This window comes from Peribacillus sp. FSL K6-5616 (assembly GCF_038008245.1).
Taxonomy (GTDB): domain Bacteria; phylum Bacillota; class Bacilli; order Bacillales; family DSM-1321; genus Peribacillus; species Peribacillus frigoritolerans.
The window spans coordinates 4482876-4504109 of record NZ_JBBOYT010000001.1 but is presented as its reverse complement, the minus strand read 5'-3'; the positions used below and the strand labels follow the sequence as shown (position 1 = coordinate 4504109).

At 42.0% G+C, this 21234-nt stretch carries 20 protein-coding genes and 1 riboswitch; of the genes, 12 read left to right on the top strand and 8 right to left on the bottom strand.

From position 1 onward, the window contains the following. Positions 1-479: 479 nt before the first annotated feature. Both MHB45_RS21890 and MHB45_RS21885 read left to right on the top strand, forming a co-directional pair. The gene (locus tag MHB45_RS21890) at positions 480-908 is read left to right on the top strand and encodes a cell wall hydrolase (protein WP_034310408.1); all 429 of its coding nucleotides are present in this window, start codon (positions 480-482) and stop codon (positions 906-908) included. A 146-nt stretch (positions 909-1054) separates the two neighbouring features. After that, the gene (locus MHB45_RS21885; protein ID WP_072272313.1) at positions 1055-2521 is read left to right on the top strand and encodes a PAS domain-containing sensor histidine kinase; all 1467 of its coding nucleotides are present in this window, start codon (positions 1055-1057) and stop codon (positions 2519-2521) included. Positions 2522-2558: 37 nt separating this feature from the next. Here MHB45_RS21885 and MHB45_RS21880 read toward each other — a convergent pair whose 3' ends face one another. After that, positions 2559-3551: an NADPH:quinone oxidoreductase family protein gene (locus MHB45_RS21880; RefSeq protein WP_048683242.1), complete on the bottom strand. Its 993-nt coding sequence runs from the start codon at positions 3549-3551 to the stop codon at positions 2559-2561. 162 nt (positions 3552-3713) lie between these two features. Here MHB45_RS21880 and MHB45_RS21875 point away from each other — a divergent pair, with 162 nt between their 5' ends. Next, the gene (locus MHB45_RS21875) at positions 3714-4154 is read left to right on the top strand and encodes a peptidylprolyl isomerase (RefSeq protein WP_034310415.1); all 441 of its coding nucleotides are present in this window, start codon (positions 3714-3716) and stop codon (positions 4152-4154) included. 77 nt (positions 4155-4231) lie between these two features. On the opposite strand, the gene MHB45_RS21870 is transcribed toward MHB45_RS21875, so the two are convergent. Together MHB45_RS21870 and MHB45_RS21865 are read right to left on the bottom strand one after the other, a co-directional pair. After that, complete coding sequence (locus MHB45_RS21870; RefSeq protein ID WP_072272314.1) at positions 4232-5170, bottom strand: oxidoreductase; 939 nt, start codon at positions 5168-5170, stop codon at positions 4232-4234. A gap of 107 nt (positions 5171-5277) precedes the next feature. Beyond that, positions 5278-6048 (bottom strand): TSUP family transporter, encoded by a 771-nt coding sequence (locus tag MHB45_RS21865; protein WP_340908101.1) that lies wholly within the window; start codon positions 6046-6048, stop codon positions 5278-5280. A gap of 214 nt (positions 6049-6262) precedes the next feature. Between MHB45_RS21865 and MHB45_RS21860 the strand changes: the two genes are divergently transcribed. After that, a complete protein-coding gene (locus MHB45_RS21860; RefSeq protein WP_034310422.1) occupies positions 6263-7045 on the top strand; it encodes a TrmB family transcriptional regulator in 783 nt (260 codons plus the stop codon). Between the two features lie 65 nt (positions 7046-7110). Here the strand turns inward: MHB45_RS21860 and MHB45_RS21855 are convergent, their stop codons facing one another. Beyond that, entirely contained in the window at positions 7111-7464 is a 354-nt protein-coding gene (locus tag MHB45_RS21855) for a hypothetical protein (RefSeq protein ID WP_048683253.1), read from the bottom strand. Positions 7465-7633: 169 nt separating this feature from the next. Between MHB45_RS21855 and nagZ the strand changes: the two genes are divergently transcribed. Both nagZ and MHB45_RS21845 read left to right on the top strand, forming a co-directional pair. After that, on the top strand, positions 7634-8869 hold the full coding sequence (gene nagZ / locus MHB45_RS21850; protein ID WP_081088497.1) for a beta-N-acetylhexosaminidase: 1236 nt from the start codon (positions 7634-7636) through the stop codon (positions 8867-8869). 89 nt (positions 8870-8958) lie between these two features. Beyond that, positions 8959-9147 carry a hypothetical protein gene (locus MHB45_RS21845; protein ID WP_034310424.1) on the top strand — a complete coding sequence of 63 codons (189 nt, stop codon included), beginning with the start codon at positions 8959-8961 and terminating at the stop codon, positions 9145-9147. Between the two features lie 471 nt (positions 9148-9618). Here the strand turns inward: MHB45_RS21845 and MHB45_RS21840 are convergent, their stop codons facing one another. Continuing rightward, positions 9619-10020 (bottom strand): SET domain-containing protein, encoded by a 402-nt coding sequence (locus MHB45_RS21840; protein WP_034310428.1) that lies wholly within the window; start codon positions 10018-10020, stop codon positions 9619-9621. A gap of 278 nt (positions 10021-10298) precedes the next feature. Next, positions 10299-11924: a M4 family metallopeptidase gene (locus MHB45_RS21835; protein WP_048683339.1), complete on the bottom strand. Its 1626-nt coding sequence runs from the start codon at positions 11922-11924 to the stop codon at positions 10299-10301. Positions 11925-12366: 442 nt separating this feature from the next. Here MHB45_RS21835 and MHB45_RS21830 point away from each other — a divergent pair, with 442 nt between their 5' ends. The 3 genes from MHB45_RS21830 (at position 12367) to MHB45_RS21820 (ending at position 15982) form a co-directional block, all read left to right on the top strand. Next, positions 12367-13848 (top strand): amino acid permease, encoded by a 1482-nt coding sequence (locus MHB45_RS21830; RefSeq protein WP_048683255.1) that lies wholly within the window; start codon positions 12367-12369, stop codon positions 13846-13848. A 243-nt stretch (positions 13849-14091) separates the two neighbouring features. Next, positions 14092-15192, top strand: a complete 1101-nt coding sequence (locus MHB45_RS21825; RefSeq protein WP_048683341.1) for a CaiB/BaiF CoA transferase family protein — start codon at positions 14092-14094, stop codon at positions 15190-15192. 262 nt (positions 15193-15454) lie between these two features. Next, positions 15455-15982: a membrane protein gene (locus MHB45_RS21820; protein ID WP_048683261.1), complete on the top strand. Its 528-nt coding sequence runs from the start codon at positions 15455-15457 to the stop codon at positions 15980-15982. 116 nt (positions 15983-16098) lie between these two features. On the opposite strand, the gene MHB45_RS21815 is transcribed toward MHB45_RS21820, so the two are convergent. Continuing rightward, positions 16099-17559, bottom strand: a complete 1461-nt coding sequence (locus tag MHB45_RS21815) for an aldehyde dehydrogenase family protein (protein ID WP_048683264.1) — start codon at positions 17557-17559, stop codon at positions 16099-16101. A gap of 115 nt (positions 17560-17674) precedes the next feature. Between MHB45_RS21815 and MHB45_RS21810 the strand changes: the two genes are divergently transcribed. Next, positions 17675-18553, top strand: coding sequence for a LysR family transcriptional regulator (locus MHB45_RS21810; RefSeq protein ID WP_048683267.1), 879 nt, complete (start codon positions 17675-17677; stop codon positions 18551-18553). 53 nt (positions 18554-18606) lie between these two features. On the opposite strand, the gene MHB45_RS21805 is transcribed toward MHB45_RS21810, so the two are convergent. Further along, positions 18607-19710 carry a 5-methyltetrahydropteroyltriglutamate--homocysteine S-methyltransferase gene (locus MHB45_RS21805; protein ID WP_048683270.1) on the bottom strand — a complete coding sequence of 368 codons (1104 nt, stop codon included), beginning with the start codon at positions 19708-19710 and terminating at the stop codon, positions 18607-18609. 81 nt (positions 19711-19791) lie between these two features. Beyond that, a riboswitch (SAM riboswitch) is annotated at positions 19792-19893 on the bottom strand. 156 nt (positions 19894-20049) lie between these two features. On the opposite strand from MHB45_RS21805, the gene MHB45_RS21800 reads away from it, so the two are divergent. Beyond that, positions 20050-20469: a hypothetical protein gene (locus MHB45_RS21800; RefSeq protein ID WP_048683271.1), complete on the top strand. Its 420-nt coding sequence runs from the start codon at positions 20050-20052 to the stop codon at positions 20467-20469. A 172-nt stretch (positions 20470-20641) separates the two neighbouring features. Continuing rightward, a complete protein-coding gene (locus tag MHB45_RS21795; RefSeq protein ID WP_048683275.1) occupies positions 20642-21184 on the top strand; it encodes a glycerol-3-phosphate responsive antiterminator in 543 nt (180 codons plus the stop codon). Positions 21185-21234 lie beyond the last annotated feature (50 nt).

Here is a 21234-nt window from a genome sequence, read left to right as displayed (position 1 = left end):
TCACCTCAAGTTTTAATACTTCTATTTTAAAACAAACATGACTCCAGGCAAAAGTGTTCTATCTAAAAGGTAAGACAAAGTTGATTGGAACGGAAGGTACGAGACTCCTGCGGGAAAAGCGCGTCTAGGGGAGACCCCGCAGGCGAAAGCCGAGGAGGCTCCCCGACCGCCCGCGGAAAGCGAGTGCCTGGAGTGGAAATCAACGTCCAAATTGTACAAGCCATAAAAATAGACAAACTCGATTTTCATCGAGTTTGTCTACAGTCTGAGACGGCACAATGTGCCGTCTTTTTTATATGTATAAGGAAAGTATCGGCCCCGCCTTCGCCAAATACCATGATAGCCACGCGTGCTATCCAGCCTTACTTAAGTATAGGGTTGTATTATTGATAGGACGTGTACTCCATATGAAGGTTTTGTTAATAAACGGAGTATTTTTCCATATCAAAGGCATAGGATTAAAAAGTGGAGGTGATGGGATGGCCGTTGTAAAGCACACTGATGCCGATATTGCCTTATTGGCTAGATTGCTTAGGGCGGAAGGCGAGGGTGAAGGTGATCAAGGCATGCTGATGATCGGTAATGTAGGGGTCAATCGGATTAGGTCGAATTGTTCCGATTTCAAAGGGTTGAGGACGATTCCAGACATGATTTATCAGGAGCATGCCTTTGAGGCTGTACAGAAGGGGTATTTTTATCAGCGGGCAAGAGACAGGGAAAAGAGGCTTGCACGCCGCAGCGTAAGCGGCGAAAGGCTATGGCCTTCGAAATTTAGCCTATGGTACTTCAGGCCACCGGGAGATTGCCCGGCAACCTGGTATAATCAGCCCCTTGTTGGGCGTTTCAAGCTCCATTGCTTTTATGAACCAACAGGTACAGAATGTCCCAATATTTATAATACATTTTAAGGAAATGGCTGAACCTTATGGGGGTTTGGCCTCTTTGTGCATCAATCCTTAACTTGGAAAAAACATATGATAAAACTGGCAAATGATTTACTGATACTGTAAAATTGAGACTGTAAATTTCCGGATAAGAAAGGAATAAAAAATTGATGAGTAAAAGGCTTATTGATTATGGACAAGGGCAAATGGGAGAACAGCCGGAGGATAGTACCGAGAAATTCAAGTCTTTCATGGAGAACAACCCGGACGCCATTTCCATTGTTGATCTGGAAGGAAAGACCCTTCAGGTGAACGCAGCTTTTGAAGAGTTTTTCGGATGGACGAATGAGGAGCTCATTGGCATGCCGTTTCCAATTATTCCTGATTTCTTGAAGGAGTCAGTCAATGAATTGCATGACCAAATTAAGGCAGGGGTACAAAAGAAAGGCTTTGAAACGGTCAGGTTAAGGAAGGATGGCCAGTTAATAGATGTAAGCATCTCCCTGTTTAATATCCGCGATAATGAAAATGAGCCGTGCGCATTGGTTTTCGTTTATCGGGATATTACGAATCAAAAACTTGCTGAAGCTGCCTTGAAGGAAAGTGAACAAAGGTATCGCAGTTTAGTGGAGGTGTCACCTGAAGCGATTTTTGTACATCGCAATGGGATCATCGAGTATATGAATCCCATGGGGGCAAAAATGCTTGGGATGGATAGTGTGGAAGATATTATCGGTAAATCGGTTTTTCAGTTCGTCCAACTGGAGTCCCGGGAAAGTGTACAAAGAAGAATCGAAATCATGAGGGACGATCATCAGGCGGTTGGTTTACTGGAACAAAAGTTCATTCGGCTTGACGGACAAGAATTTTATGGAGAAACACTCGGTCTTCCGATTATTTATAAAGGGCAACCAGCAATACAGGTATTCTGTAGGGATATTACGGAGCGTAAAAAGACCGAAGAGCTGCTCTGTAAATCCAATATGTTATCGGCGGTAGGACAGATGGCTGCAGGCATCGCACATGAAATAAGAAATCCATTAACTACGGTCAAAGGGTTTTTGCAATTATTAAGGGAAGACCCTGAGCAAAAGGACTATCTTGAAATGACGGTCAGCGAAGTTAAAAAAATCGAAATCCTGGCCAATGAGTTTTTAAGTTTAGCAGAGCCTGAAGCGAAGGTTTGTGAACTCATTCAGCTTAACGAGATATTGGACAGTGTGATTACGTTAGCCGAGTTTCAAGCGATATTGAATGATGTCGAAATCATCAAGGAATATAATACGGATTCGGCATCTGTCTTTGGCGAACCGAATCAGTTAAAACAAGTATTCACGAATGTCGTCAATAATGCGATAGAAGCCATGCCGAATGGCGGCAAACTTCATATACAGTTAAACCATGAAGGTGAATCTGCGATGATCCGGTTCATTGATCAAGGCTGCGGAATCTCAAATGAGCGCATGAAGCATCTAGGGCAGCCTTTTTATAGTACATCTGAAAAAGGAACAGGGTTTGGGCTCATGGTCAGCACCAAAATCATCCATGAGCATAATGGGGAAATTCATTTCAGCAGCGAAGTGGGAGAAGGGACGATTGTCGATATCAGTCTCCCTATCTATGAAAGTTCACAATGAAAAGTGACGAGAAGCAATGCTCTCGTCACTTTTTGGTTCATAGTTTAACGATCGTCCTGCCTCTTGCTTCCCCTTTTAATAGGGTAGGAAGGACGTCAGGCAATTCCTTAAGTGTAATTTCCTGTTGAACGAGCTGTTCCAAATCCTCTAGTTTAAAGTCGGTGGCAAGGCGGTGCCAAACTTTCAATCTTGTATCCATCGGGCAATTGACCGAATCGATCCCAAGTAGATTAACACCTCTTAGGATGAATGGAAAGACGGTGGCAGGAAGGCTTGTCCCAGCTGTCAATCCGCTTACCGCCACAGCTCCGCCATACTTGATTTGGCTAAGGACCGAAGCTAACGGTTCACCGCCGACGGGATCTACCGCCCCGCTCCACTTCTGTTTGCCCAGAGCCCGAAGCTTGCCATCATATACATCTTCACGGGATACAATGGTCGACGCACCGATTGCCTTCAAATATCCATGTTCCGATTCCTTTCCAGTACTCGCCTCAACGGAATAGCCAAGTTTGGAAAGGATCGAGACGGCAAAACTGCCGACCCCGCCAGTTGCACCAGTGACAAGAACGCTCCCTTGCTCAGGTGTGAGGTTATTTTCTTCCAGCCGCAGTACCGATAGTGCTGCAGTGAAACCGGCCGTTCCGATGATCATCGCCTCTTTCATTGTTAGGCCATCAGGAAGCGGGACGATCCACTCGGCAGGAACACGGGCAAATTGACTATAGCCCCCTGATTGGGAAACGCCAATTCCGTAGGAGGTCGCAATGACTTCGTCTCCTTCTTTAAAGCGGGAATCCTCAGATGAAACGACAACACCAGCCATATCAATTCCAGGAACGATCGGATAGCTGCTGACAATGTTTCCATTTGGAATGGCTGCAAGGCTATCTTTATAGTTCACACCGGAATAATGAACACGGATGAGCACTTCGCCTTGAGGTAGATCATCAAGTGATAGCTGCTGAATGTTAACGGTGAATTGATCATCTTGCTTATTCACGACTAATGCATCAAATTGCTGTATCATGGTTCGTTCCCCCTTATAATAATGAATCTATCCCATTATAAAAGAAAAAATAGAGGAATGTATAATGATACAATTCGAAATAAGTAGCGCTTCCTTTTCTTTCTGCTACTAAAAATGGTACTATTAGATTTGATTCAATTCATATTAAAGGAGATGTTTAACATGGCTAAAAAAGGATACATACTTATGGAAAATGGAGAAAAAATCGAATTCGACCTTTTCCCGAACGAAGCACCTAACACAGTGGCTAACTTCGAAAACTTGGCAAACACAGGATTTTATAATGGCGTAGTCTTTCACCGTGTAATCCCTGGTTTCGTAAGCCAAGGCGGAGATCCAACAGGTACAGGCGCAGGCGGAAGCGGCACACAAATCAAATGTGAAACAGAAGGAAACCCTCATAAACATGAGGCAGGAAGCCTATCTATGGCACATGCTGGAAAAGACACAGGCTCAAGCCAATTCTTTATCGTGCATGAACCACAACCGCATCTTAACGGTGTTCACACAGTATTCGGTAAAGTGACTTCTGGACTTGAAACAGCCAAAGCCATGAAAAATGGCGACAAAATGGAAAAAGTCGAAGTTTTTGACGCTGAATGATGGAAGCGAAAAGAGGGGGCATTATGCTCCCTCTTTCTTTTTGCACTGTTCATGAGCGAAGACAGGGAAATATAGAGTCATTTTGGCGTCATGCTTTCAGTGAAACGATATTTGACCTCTGTCAAGGTTTCTGAAATATCCCATAATCTTTTCGACGTTTCTTCATTATATAAGGTGTCGATGATCTCGTCTTTTCTGGGAAAGCCTTTTCTGCTCTTCTTTCCATCGGGTCCGATATACTCCCCGCCTGTCAATGCAGGTTCCGTTGCGGCATAAAGGGTAGGCAATGCCCCCATACTTGCCGGCTGGGTGATGGTTTTGGAAAGAAAGTGCACGAATCTATTTATGGGTTTGCCAGAACCGCGTGACATGAGATTAGTATGGGAAAGGCCCGGATGACAGGCAACACTGATTGGGGTTGCGCCATGCTGGTTGAATTTATTCTGTAATTCGCGGGCGAAGAGTAGATTGGCCAGCTTGCTTTGCCCATAGTATTTCATTGGTTTGTAACCGTTTTCACCATTTAGATTTTCGAAGTCTATATATCCATTGATGGCGGCCAAGCTGCTCAATGTGACCACACGCGATTTTGGCGTAGAAAGGATACGCGGAAGAAGGAGGCCGGTCAAAGCAAAATGACCGAGGTGATTGCTGCCGAATTGCAGCTCGAAGCCATCCTTCGTCCTACTGTACGGCGGAATCATCACACCTGCGTTATTGATGAGGACGGAGAGAGATTCATAGTTTTCCTGAAAGGAAGCGGCAAAATGCCGAATGCTGCTCAAATCACTTAAATCCAGCTCCATCACACGTACATTTGCCTTTGGATGGACCGATAAGATTCTATCGACCGCCTTTTCACCCTTTGAAGCATTCCGGACCGCAAGGATGATCTCTGCCCCCTTACCGGCCAGAGCAAAAGCCGTTTCGAAGCCAAGCCCGCTATTTGCACCAGTAATCACAATGGTTTGCCCCGATACATCTGCCATTTCTTCGCCATTCCACTTTCCAACCATCCAATCACACCTTTCCACACAGTCTTTACCTATCATATACCCAAATAATTCCTATATGTCAAATTCTGTGCGGGGAACGTTGTGCTGTCGTCTATTTTTTTAAAAGATTAGCCGCCCATTATATAATCCAATATATTTTTCATGATCAGAATGACGGTTACGATGATAAATAATACTCTTACATATGCCACTCCCTTCTTAATGGCAAATTTAGAACCGGCCAACGCTCCTGCTATCATGGAGATCCCCATTGGAATTCCATAGGAAAAGTTGACGGTATCAAGGAATATGAACATGATCAGTGCCGCCAAATTACTTCCGAAGTTCAAAAATTTGGCATTTCCTGCAGAGTTCAAAAAATCAAAGCCAATCATTAAAAAGGCAAACAAAATGAAGGATCCCGTTCCAGCGCCGAAAAAGCCATCATAAAAACCAATGGCAAATATAGCGAACGCAAATAGTCCAGCCTTTTGCCATGTGAGTGTATGGTAAGTCGATTTCTGGCCCCAGTCCTTTTTAAAAAAGGTATAGATGGCAATAGCTATTAATAAAACCAAGATCATTGGCTTTAATAATTCAGGCGAGACGAAATTGACAACCCAAGCTCCTAGCAGGGAACTTATGAAAATCAATGGGAAAAGTTTTGAAACCAATTTGAAATCAACCTTACCTGAGCGAATGAATGCAATGGTGCTTGTTAAGGACCCCATGGAACTTGCTAACTTATTCGTAGCGATCGCTGCTGACGGGGAAAGTCCTGAAAATAATAAAGCGGGTATCGAAATCAGGCCGCCGCCGCCGACCACGGAATCAATGAATGCTGCCAAAAATCCGAAAAACATCAGCAGCAAAAGTGTTGAAATTTGTATATCTTCCATCCAAGAAGCCTCCGTATCAGTGGTATTATGGCTGAAATGCTTGTTTTGCTGGAGCCATAATCCACGCGTTCATATTAGTCACTATTTAGATAGTAACTAATATGAACCGTCCTGTAAATAAGAATATTTGAGCCATACTGTTTGAAATCGAATAGATTTCGATAAGAGATTTGGTATGATAGGCATATAACTTACCAAAGCACTAGGAGGTACTATGCAAGATATCATTCAAAAACTACAGTCTCTCGGGTTTAGTCAATATGAAGCAAAGGCTTATGTTTCTTTGGTTCGCCAAGGCCCAACCAGTGCCTATCAAGTAAGCAAGGAGTCAGGAATTCCAAGGGCCCGCATCTATGAAATATTAAATGGACTGCAAGAAGAAGGAATCGTCTTAAAAGAGGAAATCAATGACTCGATAAAATATTCACCGCTGCCAGTCGATGTTTTTTTGGAATCGGTTCAGTCAAAATGGAACAATACCTATCAATCCATCAGCCATACATTAAAGCAATTCGAGAAAAACGAACCGATGTCCGACAATCGTGTAATGACGCTTAAAGGTGAAGGGCACATCCTATCCTTCTGCCGTACCTTGATTCAAAAAGCCGAGAAAAGGGTGGTGGTTTCCCTATGGGACGAGATGTATGGAAAACTTGAACAAGAGCTAATAGGGGCCGCTGCGCATTGCACGCTCAAGGGGATTGCATTTCAGGTTGAAAACCCATTATCGGGTATAGATATACATCGCCAAACAAGCTATGTGGAAAATATCGGGGAAAACAAATGGTTCATCTTATCCATTGATGGCAAGGAGACGATTTACGGCCCTTCGCCCGAAACGAGAGAAACGGCGTTCTACACAGATGATCCCATTCATATCAATTTTCTCGAAAATTACATTTGGCATGATATCCTCGTTAACCGCTTGGTTAAAAAGGATGAAGAAGATGCCGAGAAATGGATTTCAAGTGAAAGAGACCGTTTTTTTTCCCTATAAGATTTGAAAAAAAGCTGATAACCCCATATGCAGGGGATATCAGCTTTTTTATTTTTGTACCAGAGTCATTCGGATAAAAGGGTTTTAGGAAATTTAATGGCCGTGGGCAAGCTGGATTTATCTCGATAAGACCTGTAAGACACAATCGTATGATTATGCGCTTGAACATCCAACTGGAGAACCTGTGAGCTTTTCATTTCCAAATAGTACGTAACGTCTTCCATTTGTAAATGATAAAAGGAAAAAGGTATCCCTAAAAGGTCTTTCCTGATTAGTTTTGTTTCGGGCTGATTGATGATATGCTCACTCAATTCCGCTATCGTAACAGAAGTTGTTCCTGTAATGGCTGTTATTTTTTCTTTTGCATAATCGACTGCATGACCGAAAGTGACGGCAATGTTCTTCAAGATTCCGTTCATGGGTGCATCTCCTTTGGAATTAGGCTATGTATGTAGTATTAGACGCGGCTAATGGTTTATGCAAAAAAATCCGCAATGATGATATAGAATCGTTACTTTATGAACATGATTAAGAAGTGTGCAACAAAATCAATAAAAGGGCAAACAAGAAAGGACAGAAGGTCAAAATATGAGGAATAAAAAAATATTTATGGGCCTGCTTTTCATCGCAATCCTCGCTTTTTCAGCCGTGTTCATTCAGTTGAATATGGATGTCGATTCCAGAGCGGAAAAAGGGAAAGACGACGATGCAGCTAATCATGAGAGAATAGAGAAATTACTGAATAAAATGACGCTTGAAGAAAAAATCGGACAGCTTATGATGGTCGGTTTCAAGGGGACTGAAAAGAGCGATGAAATTACGGAGCTCATCGAACAAAAACATATAGGAGGCGTCATTTATTTTGACCGGAATATGAAATCACCTAAACAAGTGGCCAGGTTATCCAACTCGCTTCAGCAAACGGCCAATCAAAGTGCACATTCGCTTCCGTTGATGGTGGCCATCGATCAGGAAGGCGGGGACATCATCAGGATGAAGGAAAGGGTATCGCCCCTCCCTGCGCAACAGGATCTTGGAAAAAATGCCTCTATTGAAGACATGTACAAGGTGGCCAAATTGAATGGGACAGAACTGGGCACCATGGGGATTAACATTAATTTTGCCCCTGTACTTGATCTATCGAAAACGGATAAACGTTCATTGGGGCAAGATCCGGAAAAGGTCTATCAATACGGAAAGAAAGCCATTCAAGGCTTGAATGATGTATCGATAACTGGTGCATTGAAGCACTTTCCCGGAAACGGACGCAGCGAAATCGATCCGCATGTCGAAACATCTTCCGTGGAGGCAAACCAACTTGATCTGGAAAATTCGGATATCTATCCCTTCAAGCAAATCATAAGTGAAATGGATAACCAAAAGTTTTTCGTGATGGTGACCCACATTAAATATCCAGCCTATGATAAAGAAAAACCAGCAAGCCTTTCTAAAATCATCATAGAAGACCTGCTTCGGGGGAAACTCAAATATGAGGGACTTGTCGTTACCGACGATTTGGAAATGGGGGCTGTGAACAAGTATTTCTCCTATGATGAGATGGGGAAGCAGGCAATCCTCGCAGGAGCCGACTTATTACTTGTCTGTCATGAATATTCCCATGAGCTTGAGGTATATAACGGTTTACTGCAAGCAGTAAAAGCAGGGGAAGTTCCAATGGATAGAATTAACGAGTCAGTGAAAAGAGTGCTGACATATAAACTTAACAACATGAAGCAAACGAAAGCTGACCCGGATCAAGCGGAAAAAGTCGTGAAAAATCCCGAAAGCATAAAGTACATCGAAAGCCTGAGCGAGGATGAATAAAAGCGAAACCGCTCTCTCGAAAGGATGCTTTGTTTAAATCAGCTGATAGAGGGAACACTATATAGGACTAACTTGAAGGAGGAAACTACATGCCATCAAACAAAATGCTTGGAACCGTCCTGATAGGAGCAGCCGCATTTTTAATGCGCAATAAGAAAACCCGTGAAAAAACCATGAGTCAAATAAGATCTCTAGCCACCCCAGAAACCATTGACAAGGTGAAGAGCCAATTCCAATCAATAACCAAAACAAAATCAAGTAACCCATCCGTACGTTAAGGTGAATTGACCCCATTAAGTTAATCTTAATGGGGTCAAACTGTAAACAAAATAGAGAAGAACCAGTTTTTTTAAAAAGTTCCCGCTGATTGAAGAAATCCGCTCCCTTTCCGCCGACTGTCTGCCAAGCCTCCTCGACGCAAGCGTCTTTGGGGTCTCGTCTAGCCAGTTATTCGGCAGGAGTGTCGCAAATTTCTTCAATTTAGAGAGGGTTCCATTCGTATAATCAACAGATAATCAAGTTTAAAATCATGGTTCGGGGTGCGAGCATTCCGAAATCCAAATACCCCTTTAAGTTTTTCTTATTGGGGCTTTTTTATTGCTTAATATTCTCATAGTAAACAACTAAAACGATTTAAAATCACCGTGAAATCTTCAAGCAGGTGAAAGGAAAAATGAAAAGCACTCGTTTCTTTCGAAGGCCATGGACAGGCATTCAAAAGTACAAGTGCTTTCATGAAGGATCAATGATCATTCAGCTTCATCTTCGCCGTCATTTTCTTTATTGAACCAAAGCGGATCCTCATTATCGACTTCACCATTATAATTAATCAGGATTTCCTCTCCTGCTTTTATGTCGGTGTAAGCAAAGAAATCAAACGTATGATTCTTGAAGTTTATGTCATACGTAGCGTTGGGTGTATAAGAATGATTAAACAGCATGCCATAGCCTAAAAGCATGGCAGTATGGTTAATTCCATATTCAAACGCATAATCAGCCAGCAATGTCTTCTCAATGAAAACATGCTCCTCGTTCGGATATGCAATGACAGGTGCCTCATGCAAAAGCTCACCTTTTTTAATATCTCGTGTTGCGAATACGCCTCTATTGAACTCGCCATCACTGAGTGTGGAAGTTTTAACTTCAATCATGTTCGTCACCTACTTGTTCTATTCAATATAGTCCAGATCATCTAAGCTTGACAGTTAATAAGAAGAAAAGCAACTATTTTACGGAATTAATCATTTTTAGTAAACGACTCAGTTTGTTTTTATTGAGGCCCCGCCTGTACCGTAGGACGGAATTCTTCACATCAAGGACGAAAAAAGGGAACGAACGGCCGAAATGATCCTCGCAAGGTAGACCGATACGAAAAAACACCTCCGCTAAAAGGGAAGCTAGGGAGGTGTTTGATATATGGGTAAATCTGTTAATTCACACCGACAGCTGTAAAGGCATTTTTGACAGCCGTGACTTCTGCACTGCTTGAACCGTATAAATCAGAGGCCGATTGTATGACGGCCGCTCTGGCTTGTGAAAAAGTAGACGACGAAGTTAAATATGTTGTGTTTGCCCGATAAAAGATGGTTCCTAGTTTATCGATGCCGATTCCGGAAACACTCACGCCATGGTGGGTTCCGCCTGCAGAGATTAAATAAGCTGCCTTATTAATAATTCCGCTGTTCGTGTGGACTCCGCCATTATCACCCGTTCCTGTATAACGGTTCGAATAATGGTCAGGGTCCCCATTCAATGTTGGATTAGCCATCGAGCGGAGTGCATCACCGGAAATGTTAGGTGTGTAAATATCTTCCCCGACCAAATAATCGGCTTTGGCACTTTGATTCTTAAATTCTACGACAGTGCCAAAAATATCAGATATCGCTTCATTCAAAGCACCGGATTCATATTGATAGGTAAGGTTCGATTCCGAGGAAGTGACGGCATGCGTCAATTCATGCGCAACGACATCGAGCCCGCCGGACAATGGGATGAACGTCGTGCCATCTCCATCACCGTAAACCATTTGGGTGCCATCCCAAAAAGCATTATTGTATCTTGAGCCATAATGGACGGTTGATTTCAGGATGGTTCCATTACCATCATAGGAGTTCCGGCCAAATGTGGATTTGTAATAATCATAGGTTTTACCCGCATAATAATGGGCATCCACCGCAGCTTTATCGGCAGAAGCAGTAAAAGCATTTGTTGTGTTGGAAAAGAGTGTACCAGGCAATCTTGAACGGTTATTGGCGTTATACGTGTAGATGCCTTTACCGCGTGTATTGTCTTGTAAGTAGTATTGACCGTTGGATAAGGTAGTGTTCAGCGACACCGTATTGTTTAAGACGCCAGTGCCCGTTCCGACGGAGTTGGTCCCCGTCACTTCATCCAATGTATTATATTTATTCAGGATTTTACCCGTTTTGACTGAAATGAAATAATTATGATTTCCTGGTTCCGGACTTAAGAATTTCAAATTGACTTTATATACATAATCGGCCTTGCCTTCATTTGCGTATACATATAGGTCGGATTCAGGTGATTGCTCGTAGGCAGGTGTGAACCCCAGATCCGCTTCAGCTATCTTGATAGCTTCGGATTCACTGATGCCTTTTTTAGCCTTTTTCCCTAATTTCGTGTTTAGATTGGCTTCAACCGTACCGGACACGACGGTCAATACACCTTTAGCGTCAATCAATACGGCTTGTGTGGAATTCCATACTGGTACGCCTTTATAGGTTTGTTGCAATTTAAGGACGGTATTGCCCAGTTCATCCTTGCTTTCTTTCTCGATCGTGAAGGAGTCCTTCGCCTTTTGCTTTTCTAGCTTGTAAGACTTTTTGTTTTGATCAAAAAAGGTAAGAATGATATCTTCTGCCGTTTGCTTTGAGGGGTCCGTAAGCTTCCCAGACTTGTATTCTAGCGAATCCCTATGCTTATTGTACTTTTCAACACTTAACACATTTTTTGCCGCTAAAGCTTCTTGATGGGGAATAGCAGAAAATAATAGACCGATTGATAGTGCAGTTCCTAAAAATACCTTACCTTTCATAACATTCAACTCCTTCATGAGAATACCTCATTTTTACATCGTTTCATAATTATTATCAAATGGAGAAAACTCGCAAAAAATATGACATTTAAAGGAATAAAATGGAGAAAAATGGATTTTAATAGAAATATTCTTTGAATATATTCTTTTAGTAATATTTGGAATGTATTTAAATTAAACCAAATGAATAAATGTGCAAAAAAACATGGCATAATGTGCAAAAAAACATGGCGTAAAGTGCAAAGAAATTTGTCTATTGAAGGCATTTTTTTGGATAATCTGTTGAATATTGCGCTTTGTAAACTTGGCATGAAAATTGCATATATTCAGAAAAGGAATTCGAATTGTAAATTAGGTCTATTTGAGAGTCTATGAAATAGGAAAATTTATTAAATGATTTCCCCATATATGAAAGCGCTTATATAGAAAGGGATGAAAAATTATGATACCAAAACAAGAAAATGACATCTTGCATCCTCCAAAGCAAGAAGAACAAGGGTTAAAGCGCGGTTTGAAATCCCGCCATTTAACGATGATTTCCATTGGCGGGGCTATTGGTACCGGGCTGTTCCTCAGCAGCGGGGCAGCCATTCATACAGCTGGGCCAGGCGGGGCATTACTTGCTTATGCCTTAGTTGGGGCAATGGTGTACTTTGTGATGACGAGCTTAGGGGAATTGGCAGCCTTTATGCCGACAAGCGGCTCTTTCAGTACCTATGGATCGAAATTCGTCGATCCGGCATTTGGTTTTGCCTTGGGATGGACGTATTGGTTCAATTGGTCGATGACGATAGCTGCAGAGTTGGCAGCCTCGACAATGATCATGAAATTCTGGTTTCCGAATAGTCCATCATTGTTATGGAGTTCATCATTCTTGGTGCTCATTTTCCTATTGAACTATTTATCCGTTAAAGGATATGGTGAAGGGGAATACTGGTTTTCCTTCATAAAAGTAACCGCCATCGTTATTTTTATTATCGTCGGGCTGCTAATGATCGTCGGCATTATGGGCGGCGAAGCCGTAGGATTTAAAAACTTCACCGTCGATGACGCTCCTTTCCCGGGCGGGTTCATGGGTGTCTTCATCGTTTTCATAGCGGCTGGCTTTTCTTTTCAAGGTACCGAAATTGTCGGTGTGGCTGCCGGGGAAAGTGAAGATCCTGCACGGAATATACCGAAGGCCATTAAAAGTGTCTTCTGGAGGATCTTGCTCTTTTACGTATTGGCAATCTTCGTAATTGGACTGCTTATCCCTTATACGAACTCGAGTTTGCAAGGTGATAACGTCATGGTAAGCCCATTCACGCTCATTTTTGAAAAAGCTGGAGTGGCCTTTGCCGCTTCGCTTATGAATGCCGTCATTTTAACAGCGGTATTATCTGCTGGTAACTCTAGTCTATATGCATCTACGCGCATGTTATATTCAATGGCAAAAGATGGGCAAGCACCGCGTATTTTTGCAAAACTTAATAAACGCGGCGTACCGGTTGCAGGCATGATTTTGACATGCTCCATCGGCATGCTGGCCTTTTTAGCCTCCATATTCGGCGATGGTAAAGTGTATATTTGGTTAATGAATGCCATTGGAATTACAGGATTCATCTTTTGGCTCGGCATTTCCATCAGCCATTACCGTTTCCGGAAAGCGTTCATCGCTCAAGGCCATTCATTGGAAAAGCTGCCATATAAGGCATTATGGTTCCCGATCGGACCGATCTTTGCCATTTTAATCGGCATGATCGTCATCCTGTCCCAAAATATCCAAGCCTTTTTCTCAGACCATATCGATTGGGGCAGTGTTGTAGCTGCATACCTGGGAATCCCGCTTTTCCTTGGTCTATGGCTTGGCTATAAATTTGTAAGAAAAACTAAATTCGTTAAACTTGATGAAGTCGAATTTGACTTTGACAAAAAATATGAATGAACAAGCTTAAAGTAAAAGCAGCCGGACAATGCAGTTTTAAATTGTCCGGCTTTTACTTGTTTTCTATAGGCTCATTATAAAAAGCCAGGAAGCTGATTCCTGGCTTTTTATTTTTATTAAATGGAAATTTATACAAATGTTATGGGAGGTGTTATATGATAATCGTAAACTCGGCTTTATTGCATGTACAGAACGACTGGAGGGCTTTTACTATTTTCAAGGGAAAGGGAAGGTGCACGGCTGATGACCTTATTGACTCATTTAAAAGTATTGGACTTTTCAACGTTACTGCCAGGCCCATTTGCCACTTTGATGCTAGCGGATTTAGGAGCGGATGTTTTGAAGGTGGAGAGGCCGGGGACAAAGGATTCATGGGGTGTAAACCAATATCTTAACAGATCGAAGAAGTCGATCACATTGGATTTAAAGCAATCCGAGTCTATCGAATCCGTAAGAAACCTAGTGACGGAATACGATATCGTCATTGAACAATTCCGTCCAGGTGTCATGGAACGTCTGGGACTGGGGTATGAGGCATTAAAATCGATCAACCCGAAGCTGATATACTGTTCCATCACGGGCTACGGCCAGACTGGCCCCTATAAAGACCGACCGGGACATGATATCAATTATATTTCGATTGCTGGCTTATCAGGATATTCCGGTACGAAAAAGGACGGCCCGGCAAAAAACGGAACCCAAATAGCAGATCTTGCCGGAGGCTCACTGCATGCTGTCATCGGAATATTATCTGCAGTCATTCACAGGGAAAGAACAGGATTCGGCCAAGCCATCGACATCAGCATGACCGACTGCAGTTTTGCCTTGAATGCCATATCCGCACCTCGGAATTTACAAAGGGGCCTTGAACTTGAACCAGAAAAACTGATGCTGAACGGAGGGTCTTTTTATGACTTTTACGAAACGAAAGATGGACGCTATTTTTCGGTAGGCAGCCTTGAGCCCCCTTTTCGAAAAGCATTATGTGAAGCGATCGGTGCACCCGAATTATATGAGCTGAGCATGAAAAGCGATGAAGAAAGCGGAATCAGGTTTAAAACGGCCGTCCGGCTGGCTTTCCGCGAGAGAGATTTTCATGAATGGCAGGAGATATTCGCTGAATTCGAGGCCTGCGCAGAACCAGTGCTGACTTTCACCGAAGCGGCCGAGCATCCCCAATTGAAGGGGAGGGGAATGATCGTCGAGGTACCTGACGGAAAAGGGAATGTCCAGAGGCAAATCGCCTGCCCGATCAAAACATCGGTTTTCACCCCTGAATATAAACATGCAGGCTTGGAGCCAGGACAAAACAACGCAGAAATCCTTCGCACCCCCAATCGCTAAATAAAAATGTAAAGGCTATCACTTTTCCGGTTTTTTTGGAAGGTGATAGCCTGTTTTTTTTTGAATGCCGGAAAAAGCAGGGGGAGGGTCGATATGATCGTTCGAAGTTCGAAGTGAAGCGGGAGGAGAACAATTATCCTCTTATCATTTGTGGAAAGCAACATATTCCCACTGTGAAAATTTACTAGTTATAACCAGTGTGGGCAGGGTATCAGAGTAGCATCCTGGTAAGGAAATCGCTGGTAAGGAGGGTTAGTTAAATATGTTTGGTCTCTCTGATATCATTAAATTTCTATTTTCCTTTTTTTTGATCATGCCGATCGTTACACTGATACATTTGAGCGGGCATATTTTCTTTGTTACGATCTTTGGGGGATCAGAAAAGAAGATCTTGATCGGGTGTGGGAATAAGCTTTTCGCCTTTCGGAACATAGAAGTGAGGAAATATTATTTTTGGAATGGTACTTGTGAGTTCAAGGGATTGAAACATGATAATCGATTGACGAATACCCTGATCTATTTAGGGGGGGCCATCTTCAATTTGATCAGCATGCTGATCATATATAGCTTAGTGTATCAGAATATCCTGGACAGCTCGGTAATCTGGTATCAATTTATCTATTTTTCTTTTTATATTATGTTTTTCTCCCTGTTTCCGATGTATTTCTCGGACGGATCGCCTAGTGATGGGAAGGCTGCGGAATTAGCCTTGAGGAATAAGCTGGAAGATAGGGTGACGGATGATATATTCATGAAGAAAATGGAGGATGAAGATGATAGCTGCAAGTAAAAAGGGAACGTGCAGATGGCCGTTCTTTTTTTTGCCTTTCCTTAGTACGCAATTACTGAAAAAAGGCATCTGTATACATCCTAAAAGGTTGTATCAGATGCCCGATGAATTAATGGTTAAAATGGATATTCGCGATAGTGAGTTTGAAGGGAAATCCATTTCGTAACAGTGAATTCTTCGACAATCCATGGGCTTCCGAATCTGCCTAAACCACTCATTTTGTTCCCGCCGAATGGTATGTTCGTTCCATCATTAACGGTTTGATCATTGATGTGTGTCATTCCGCTGTCGATTTGTAACCCTAAGCGTTCGCCCTTTTCCAGATCAGAAGTGAAGATAGCCGAACTTAAACCATAAATGGTGTCATTGGCGATATCAATGGCTTCTTCATCCGTTTCTGTTCGAATGATGGACACGACAGGAGAAAACATTTCTGTTTGTGCGATTTTATCCGAGTTCTGTACATCCCGGAAAATAGTTGGTGTCAGCACATTGCTAATGCGTTTTCCCTCAAGTGCAACATTGACCCCGGCAGCTTTAGTTTCCTCGATGATTTGTTGTACTTTTTCTAATTGACGCTCGTTGACAAGTGGTCCAATGATTGTTTTAGGATCTAATTGGTCACCAAATGGAAGAGCTTTTGCACGTTCAACGAATTTTGCAGTAAAGTCTTCGTAAAGGTCTTTATGCACGATTATGCGGTTAATGCACATGCAAATCTGTCCTTGGTGAATGTACTTCCCGAAGATTGCAGCATCAACGGCACGGTCCACATCTGCATCAGATAATACAATGAAAGGATTATTACCGCCGAGCTCCAGCGCAACTCGTTTTAGGTTTTTCCCTGCAATGGCCCCGATGTGCTGTCCTACAGGAGTAGAGCCTGTGAAGCTGATTAATTTAGGAATCGGGTTTGTCAGCATGCCATCACCGATTTCTTCCAGGTCAGTAAGGATCATATTAAAGACCCCTTTTGGAAGACCGGCATATTCAAATGCTGCAGCGATGATGATTCCTCCAGTAAATCCAACTTGAACGTCCGGTTTATGAACGACTGCATTTCCTAATGCAATGGCTGGTGCGATGGTTCTCATTGACAAGTTCATCGGAAAGTTAAACGGAGATATTGAAGAGATAACTCCTAGTGGCAGACGATGTATATGATTGACTTTATGCTCTATAGCTGACGGAACTTCATGCATTTGATATATTTCATCCACCATGTTAGTAGATTCTCCGACTATTTCCATAGTAAGCTGAAATTCAACGTTTGCTTTAATAAGCGATCCACCTGTTTCACGGGAAATCATTTCAACGATTTCATTCCGGTTTTCCTGCAGGAATTCACCAACTTTAAGCAGGACCTGACGACGTTTTTCGGCTGATGTTTTTGCCCAACCTTTTTGAGCATTCTTTGCTATTTCAAATGATTCTTCGAGCTGTTTTGATGTAGCCAAGCTCACATTTGAAATCACGGCATTATTGTATGGGTTTAAAATATTATATCTGCGTTGACTTAAGCCTTCCATCCATTCCCCATTGATGAAGCTTTTGTTTAAATCCTTGAATTTCTCCATTTTGAACACCCCTTTATGTTGTAAACAAATATATTTTACTGCTGTTTGTATCATATTTAAAATATCTATATAATTAAGTTTATATACGATATACATATATATCAGAGGTGCCAATATGGATATTAGACAATTACGATATTTTCTCATTCTTGCAGAAGAAGGCCAGGTTTCCCGTGCAGCCAAAAAGTTGAATATGTCACAGCCGCCATTAAGCCAGCAGCTCCGCCTTATGGAAGAAGAATTAGGGACTACTTTACTTGAGCGAAAAAGGAACGGTAAAAGTATGGAGTTGACCGAAGCTGGGAGGGTACTTTACGAGAAGGCTAAGGATATGCTGCAATATTTCGAGGACTCCTTGCTCGAAGTGAAGGAAACGGGTGAGGGAATTAAAGGTACACTTTCAGTAGGTTCCGTACTTGCGTATATGTCTTATTTACCTGATAAAATTAATAGTTTCAAGAAAAAATATCCTTCCGTTTCCTTTAAAATATTCGCAGGAGATCCATATGAAATAAGTAATTATTTGGAGAATCAGGATATCGAACTTGCCATTGTTCATTTACCTGTCGAGATGAAGGGTCTTTCCAGTTTGAACTTAGGACAAGTGCCGAATGTTTTTGTTGTACCTGAGGATTGGGACAGCTTCACTTCGAAGGATAGGGTTCATTTAAAGGATATTGAAAACATCCCATTGCTTTTAGTGCATAGGGAAAAAGGACCAGGGATTTACGAGGAAATTATCGAGGAATTTAAAAAGCGGGAAATACAGCTAAATATTTTATGCGAATGCCATGATGTAAATGTTCTGCTTTCTCTGGTTGCAGCTGGAGTTGGGGCGAGTATTGTTCCGAAATCAGCTGTTTCACCCCATATTTTAAAAGGAGTGAAAGTGCTGGATATTATCGATTCTTCAATTCAATCGAATATAGCCTTGGTTTTTAGACAAGATCGTTATCTTTCCAAAACGGCAAAACATTTTATTGAGTTGTTTTGAAGAAAAGCTAGGCCTTCCTAATGCCTAGCTTTTACTTTACATTTAAGGATGAATCATTCCCATACTTCTTTTGCTAAATCAACGACGAATTTCAGTTTTTCCCATTGCTGTGCTTCGGTTAGCTTGTTGCCGTGATGTGTGGAGGCGAAGCCGCATTGGGGGCTTAAGCATAATTGTTCGAGCGGAACGAAGTGTGAGGCTTCTTTAATGCGTGCCTTAACAGCTTCCTTGTCCTCGATTTCCCCATTTTTTGAAGTGACGACACCCAGTACGACCCGTGCACCGCCATTTGGAATGTATTTCAAGGGTTTGAAATCCCCTGAGCGTTGATCATCATATTCCAAGAAGAATCCATCCACTTTTTCTTTTGCCAATAAAGTTGGGGCGATACGGGCATAGCTTCCTTCAAACGCCCATGTCGACTGGTAGTTTCCGCGACATAGGTGGGTAGTGACGATAAGGTCTTCTGGTTTGCCTTCCAATGCGCCATTAATGACCCGAAGTGCAAGATCAATTAATTGTTCCCTCGTATATTTTCCATCCTTGAACTGGAAATCCGGAGCTGAAAGTCTGGCAATATATACATCATCCAATTGAAGATAACGCACACCTGCTTCATAAAAGGCTTTCAAAGCATGCTGATAGGCTTTGATGATATCATTTGCATAGTCTTCGATATCAGGGTAGACGTCTTCATTATGAATGCCTGCAGCAAATAATTGATTCGGACTGGGAATGGTTTGCTTGGCAACGGCACGTCCGTTCACGATTTTATTCAATTCAATGAAATCACGAATGAAGGGATGTTCAGGGTTGAATGAAACCTTCCCGGTATTGCGAACATTATATCTCTCTGTTTCGGCACCATCGAATGTGAGGCCTTTTTCAGTTACATATCCCTCGATGCCATTTAAATGTTCGAGGAAGTCAAAGTGCCACCATGTTCGTCTGAACTCACCGTCCGTAACGGACTCTAAACCAACTTCAATTTGTTTATCGACGATCCGTTTGATTTCTTCGGTTTCAATTTCACGAAGCCGCTCAGCTGAAATGGTACCTTCCTTAAAGTCCTTTCTGGCAATATGTAAACGTTCCGGTCTTAATAAACTTCCGACGTGGTCCGCCCTGAATGGTGCTTTCGTTAATGTGATTGACATGTTGATTCCTTCTTTCCTTTTAAAAATAAAAAACCTCTTCTTAAAAATAAGAAGAGGTGTTGGCAATAAAGCTATATACTCTTCTTATCTTCAAGTTTTTACACTCCTGGAATTAGCACAGTACAAGATCAGTCTGTTGCTGAGGCATCAAAGGGCCAGTCCCTCCACCTCTCTGGATAAGAGTTGTCTATTAAATTAACTATGACTATACAGGTAGTTTTTATGAAGGTCAAGGGGTGGAGGTGGAATATTTCGAATATACCGTTTATTAACCCGGGCTGAAATGTTAACGGCATCAGGGAATCCGGCATATGCTTTGAGTGTGGAGGGGATGCAAGGATGAGTCCATTCAAAAATGGCATACCGTTTACGGTAACTGAAGCCATGATAGAGAGAATCATAAAAATGAAATCATCTGGTCAGGATATTAAAGTCGAGATTACGCCAAGGCATATTGTGCTTTCCGGTACGATGGAAGTGAAAAAAATGATGTTTAAGAAAAACGTGGCTTTCCGGATTACATTAAAACCGGTTCATGTGGAAAAAAGAACGATTTCATTCGAATTAGTGGAAATGGAACCCATTGACAGGAATTTCATCAACCAAAGGATATTTAACAGACCGCCATTTTTTGAATATGAAAAAAGAGCAATCAAAATGAATGTTAATGCTTGGAGCATCGTGAGGAAAATTCCGATTGGCACAATTAAATCGTATGAACTCGCCGAAGGTGCATTGAAAATGAAACTTTCTATATGATTTAAGGGGATATTTTACATATATCCTTAGCCGTAACCTATAAAGGGTTTGCCAGGTATGATAGTGTTAAGATGACATGGTTCATGAAAAAATGTGTTTGATAAATCAAGCTCTTTAAAATATACTAAATGACTTGAAGTTTTGAGTTTTTCTGGGAATGAGGAGGATAATGATGGATCAGAAGATTTTGCCTGCTTCAGCAAGCATGAAGGATTTCGAAAGATTTCTAGAAAGTTCCTATGAAATAGGTGTGTTTCTTGATTTGCATATCTCACAATTGAAAAATGTAAGTATGATGGCAAAGCAGCATAATAAGAAAATGATTTATCATGTCGATTTGATCCATGGCATAAGAAGTGATGAGTACGCGACGGAATTCATTTGTCAGGAATATAACCCCTATGGGCTGATTTCGACTAAATCAAGCGTTATATTGAAGGCGAAGCAAAAGGGGGTCATTGCCATCCAGCGAATCTTTTTAATAGACTCACATGCGCTTGAGAAAAGTTATAAGCTGGTGCAGAAAACAAAGCCGGATTATATCGAAGTATTGCCGGGCGCCATGCCATGGATGATAAAAGAAGTGAAGGAACGATTGCAGACACCGATTTTTGCAGGCGGCCTCATACGTACTTCGGATGAAGTCCTGAATGCCCTTGATGCAGGGGCATCGTCAATCACCACTTCAAAAACGGAATTATGGGATATCGTCTAATAGGGAAAAATTGAAAAAAATTACAGAAAAATAGATTAATTTCTCACAAA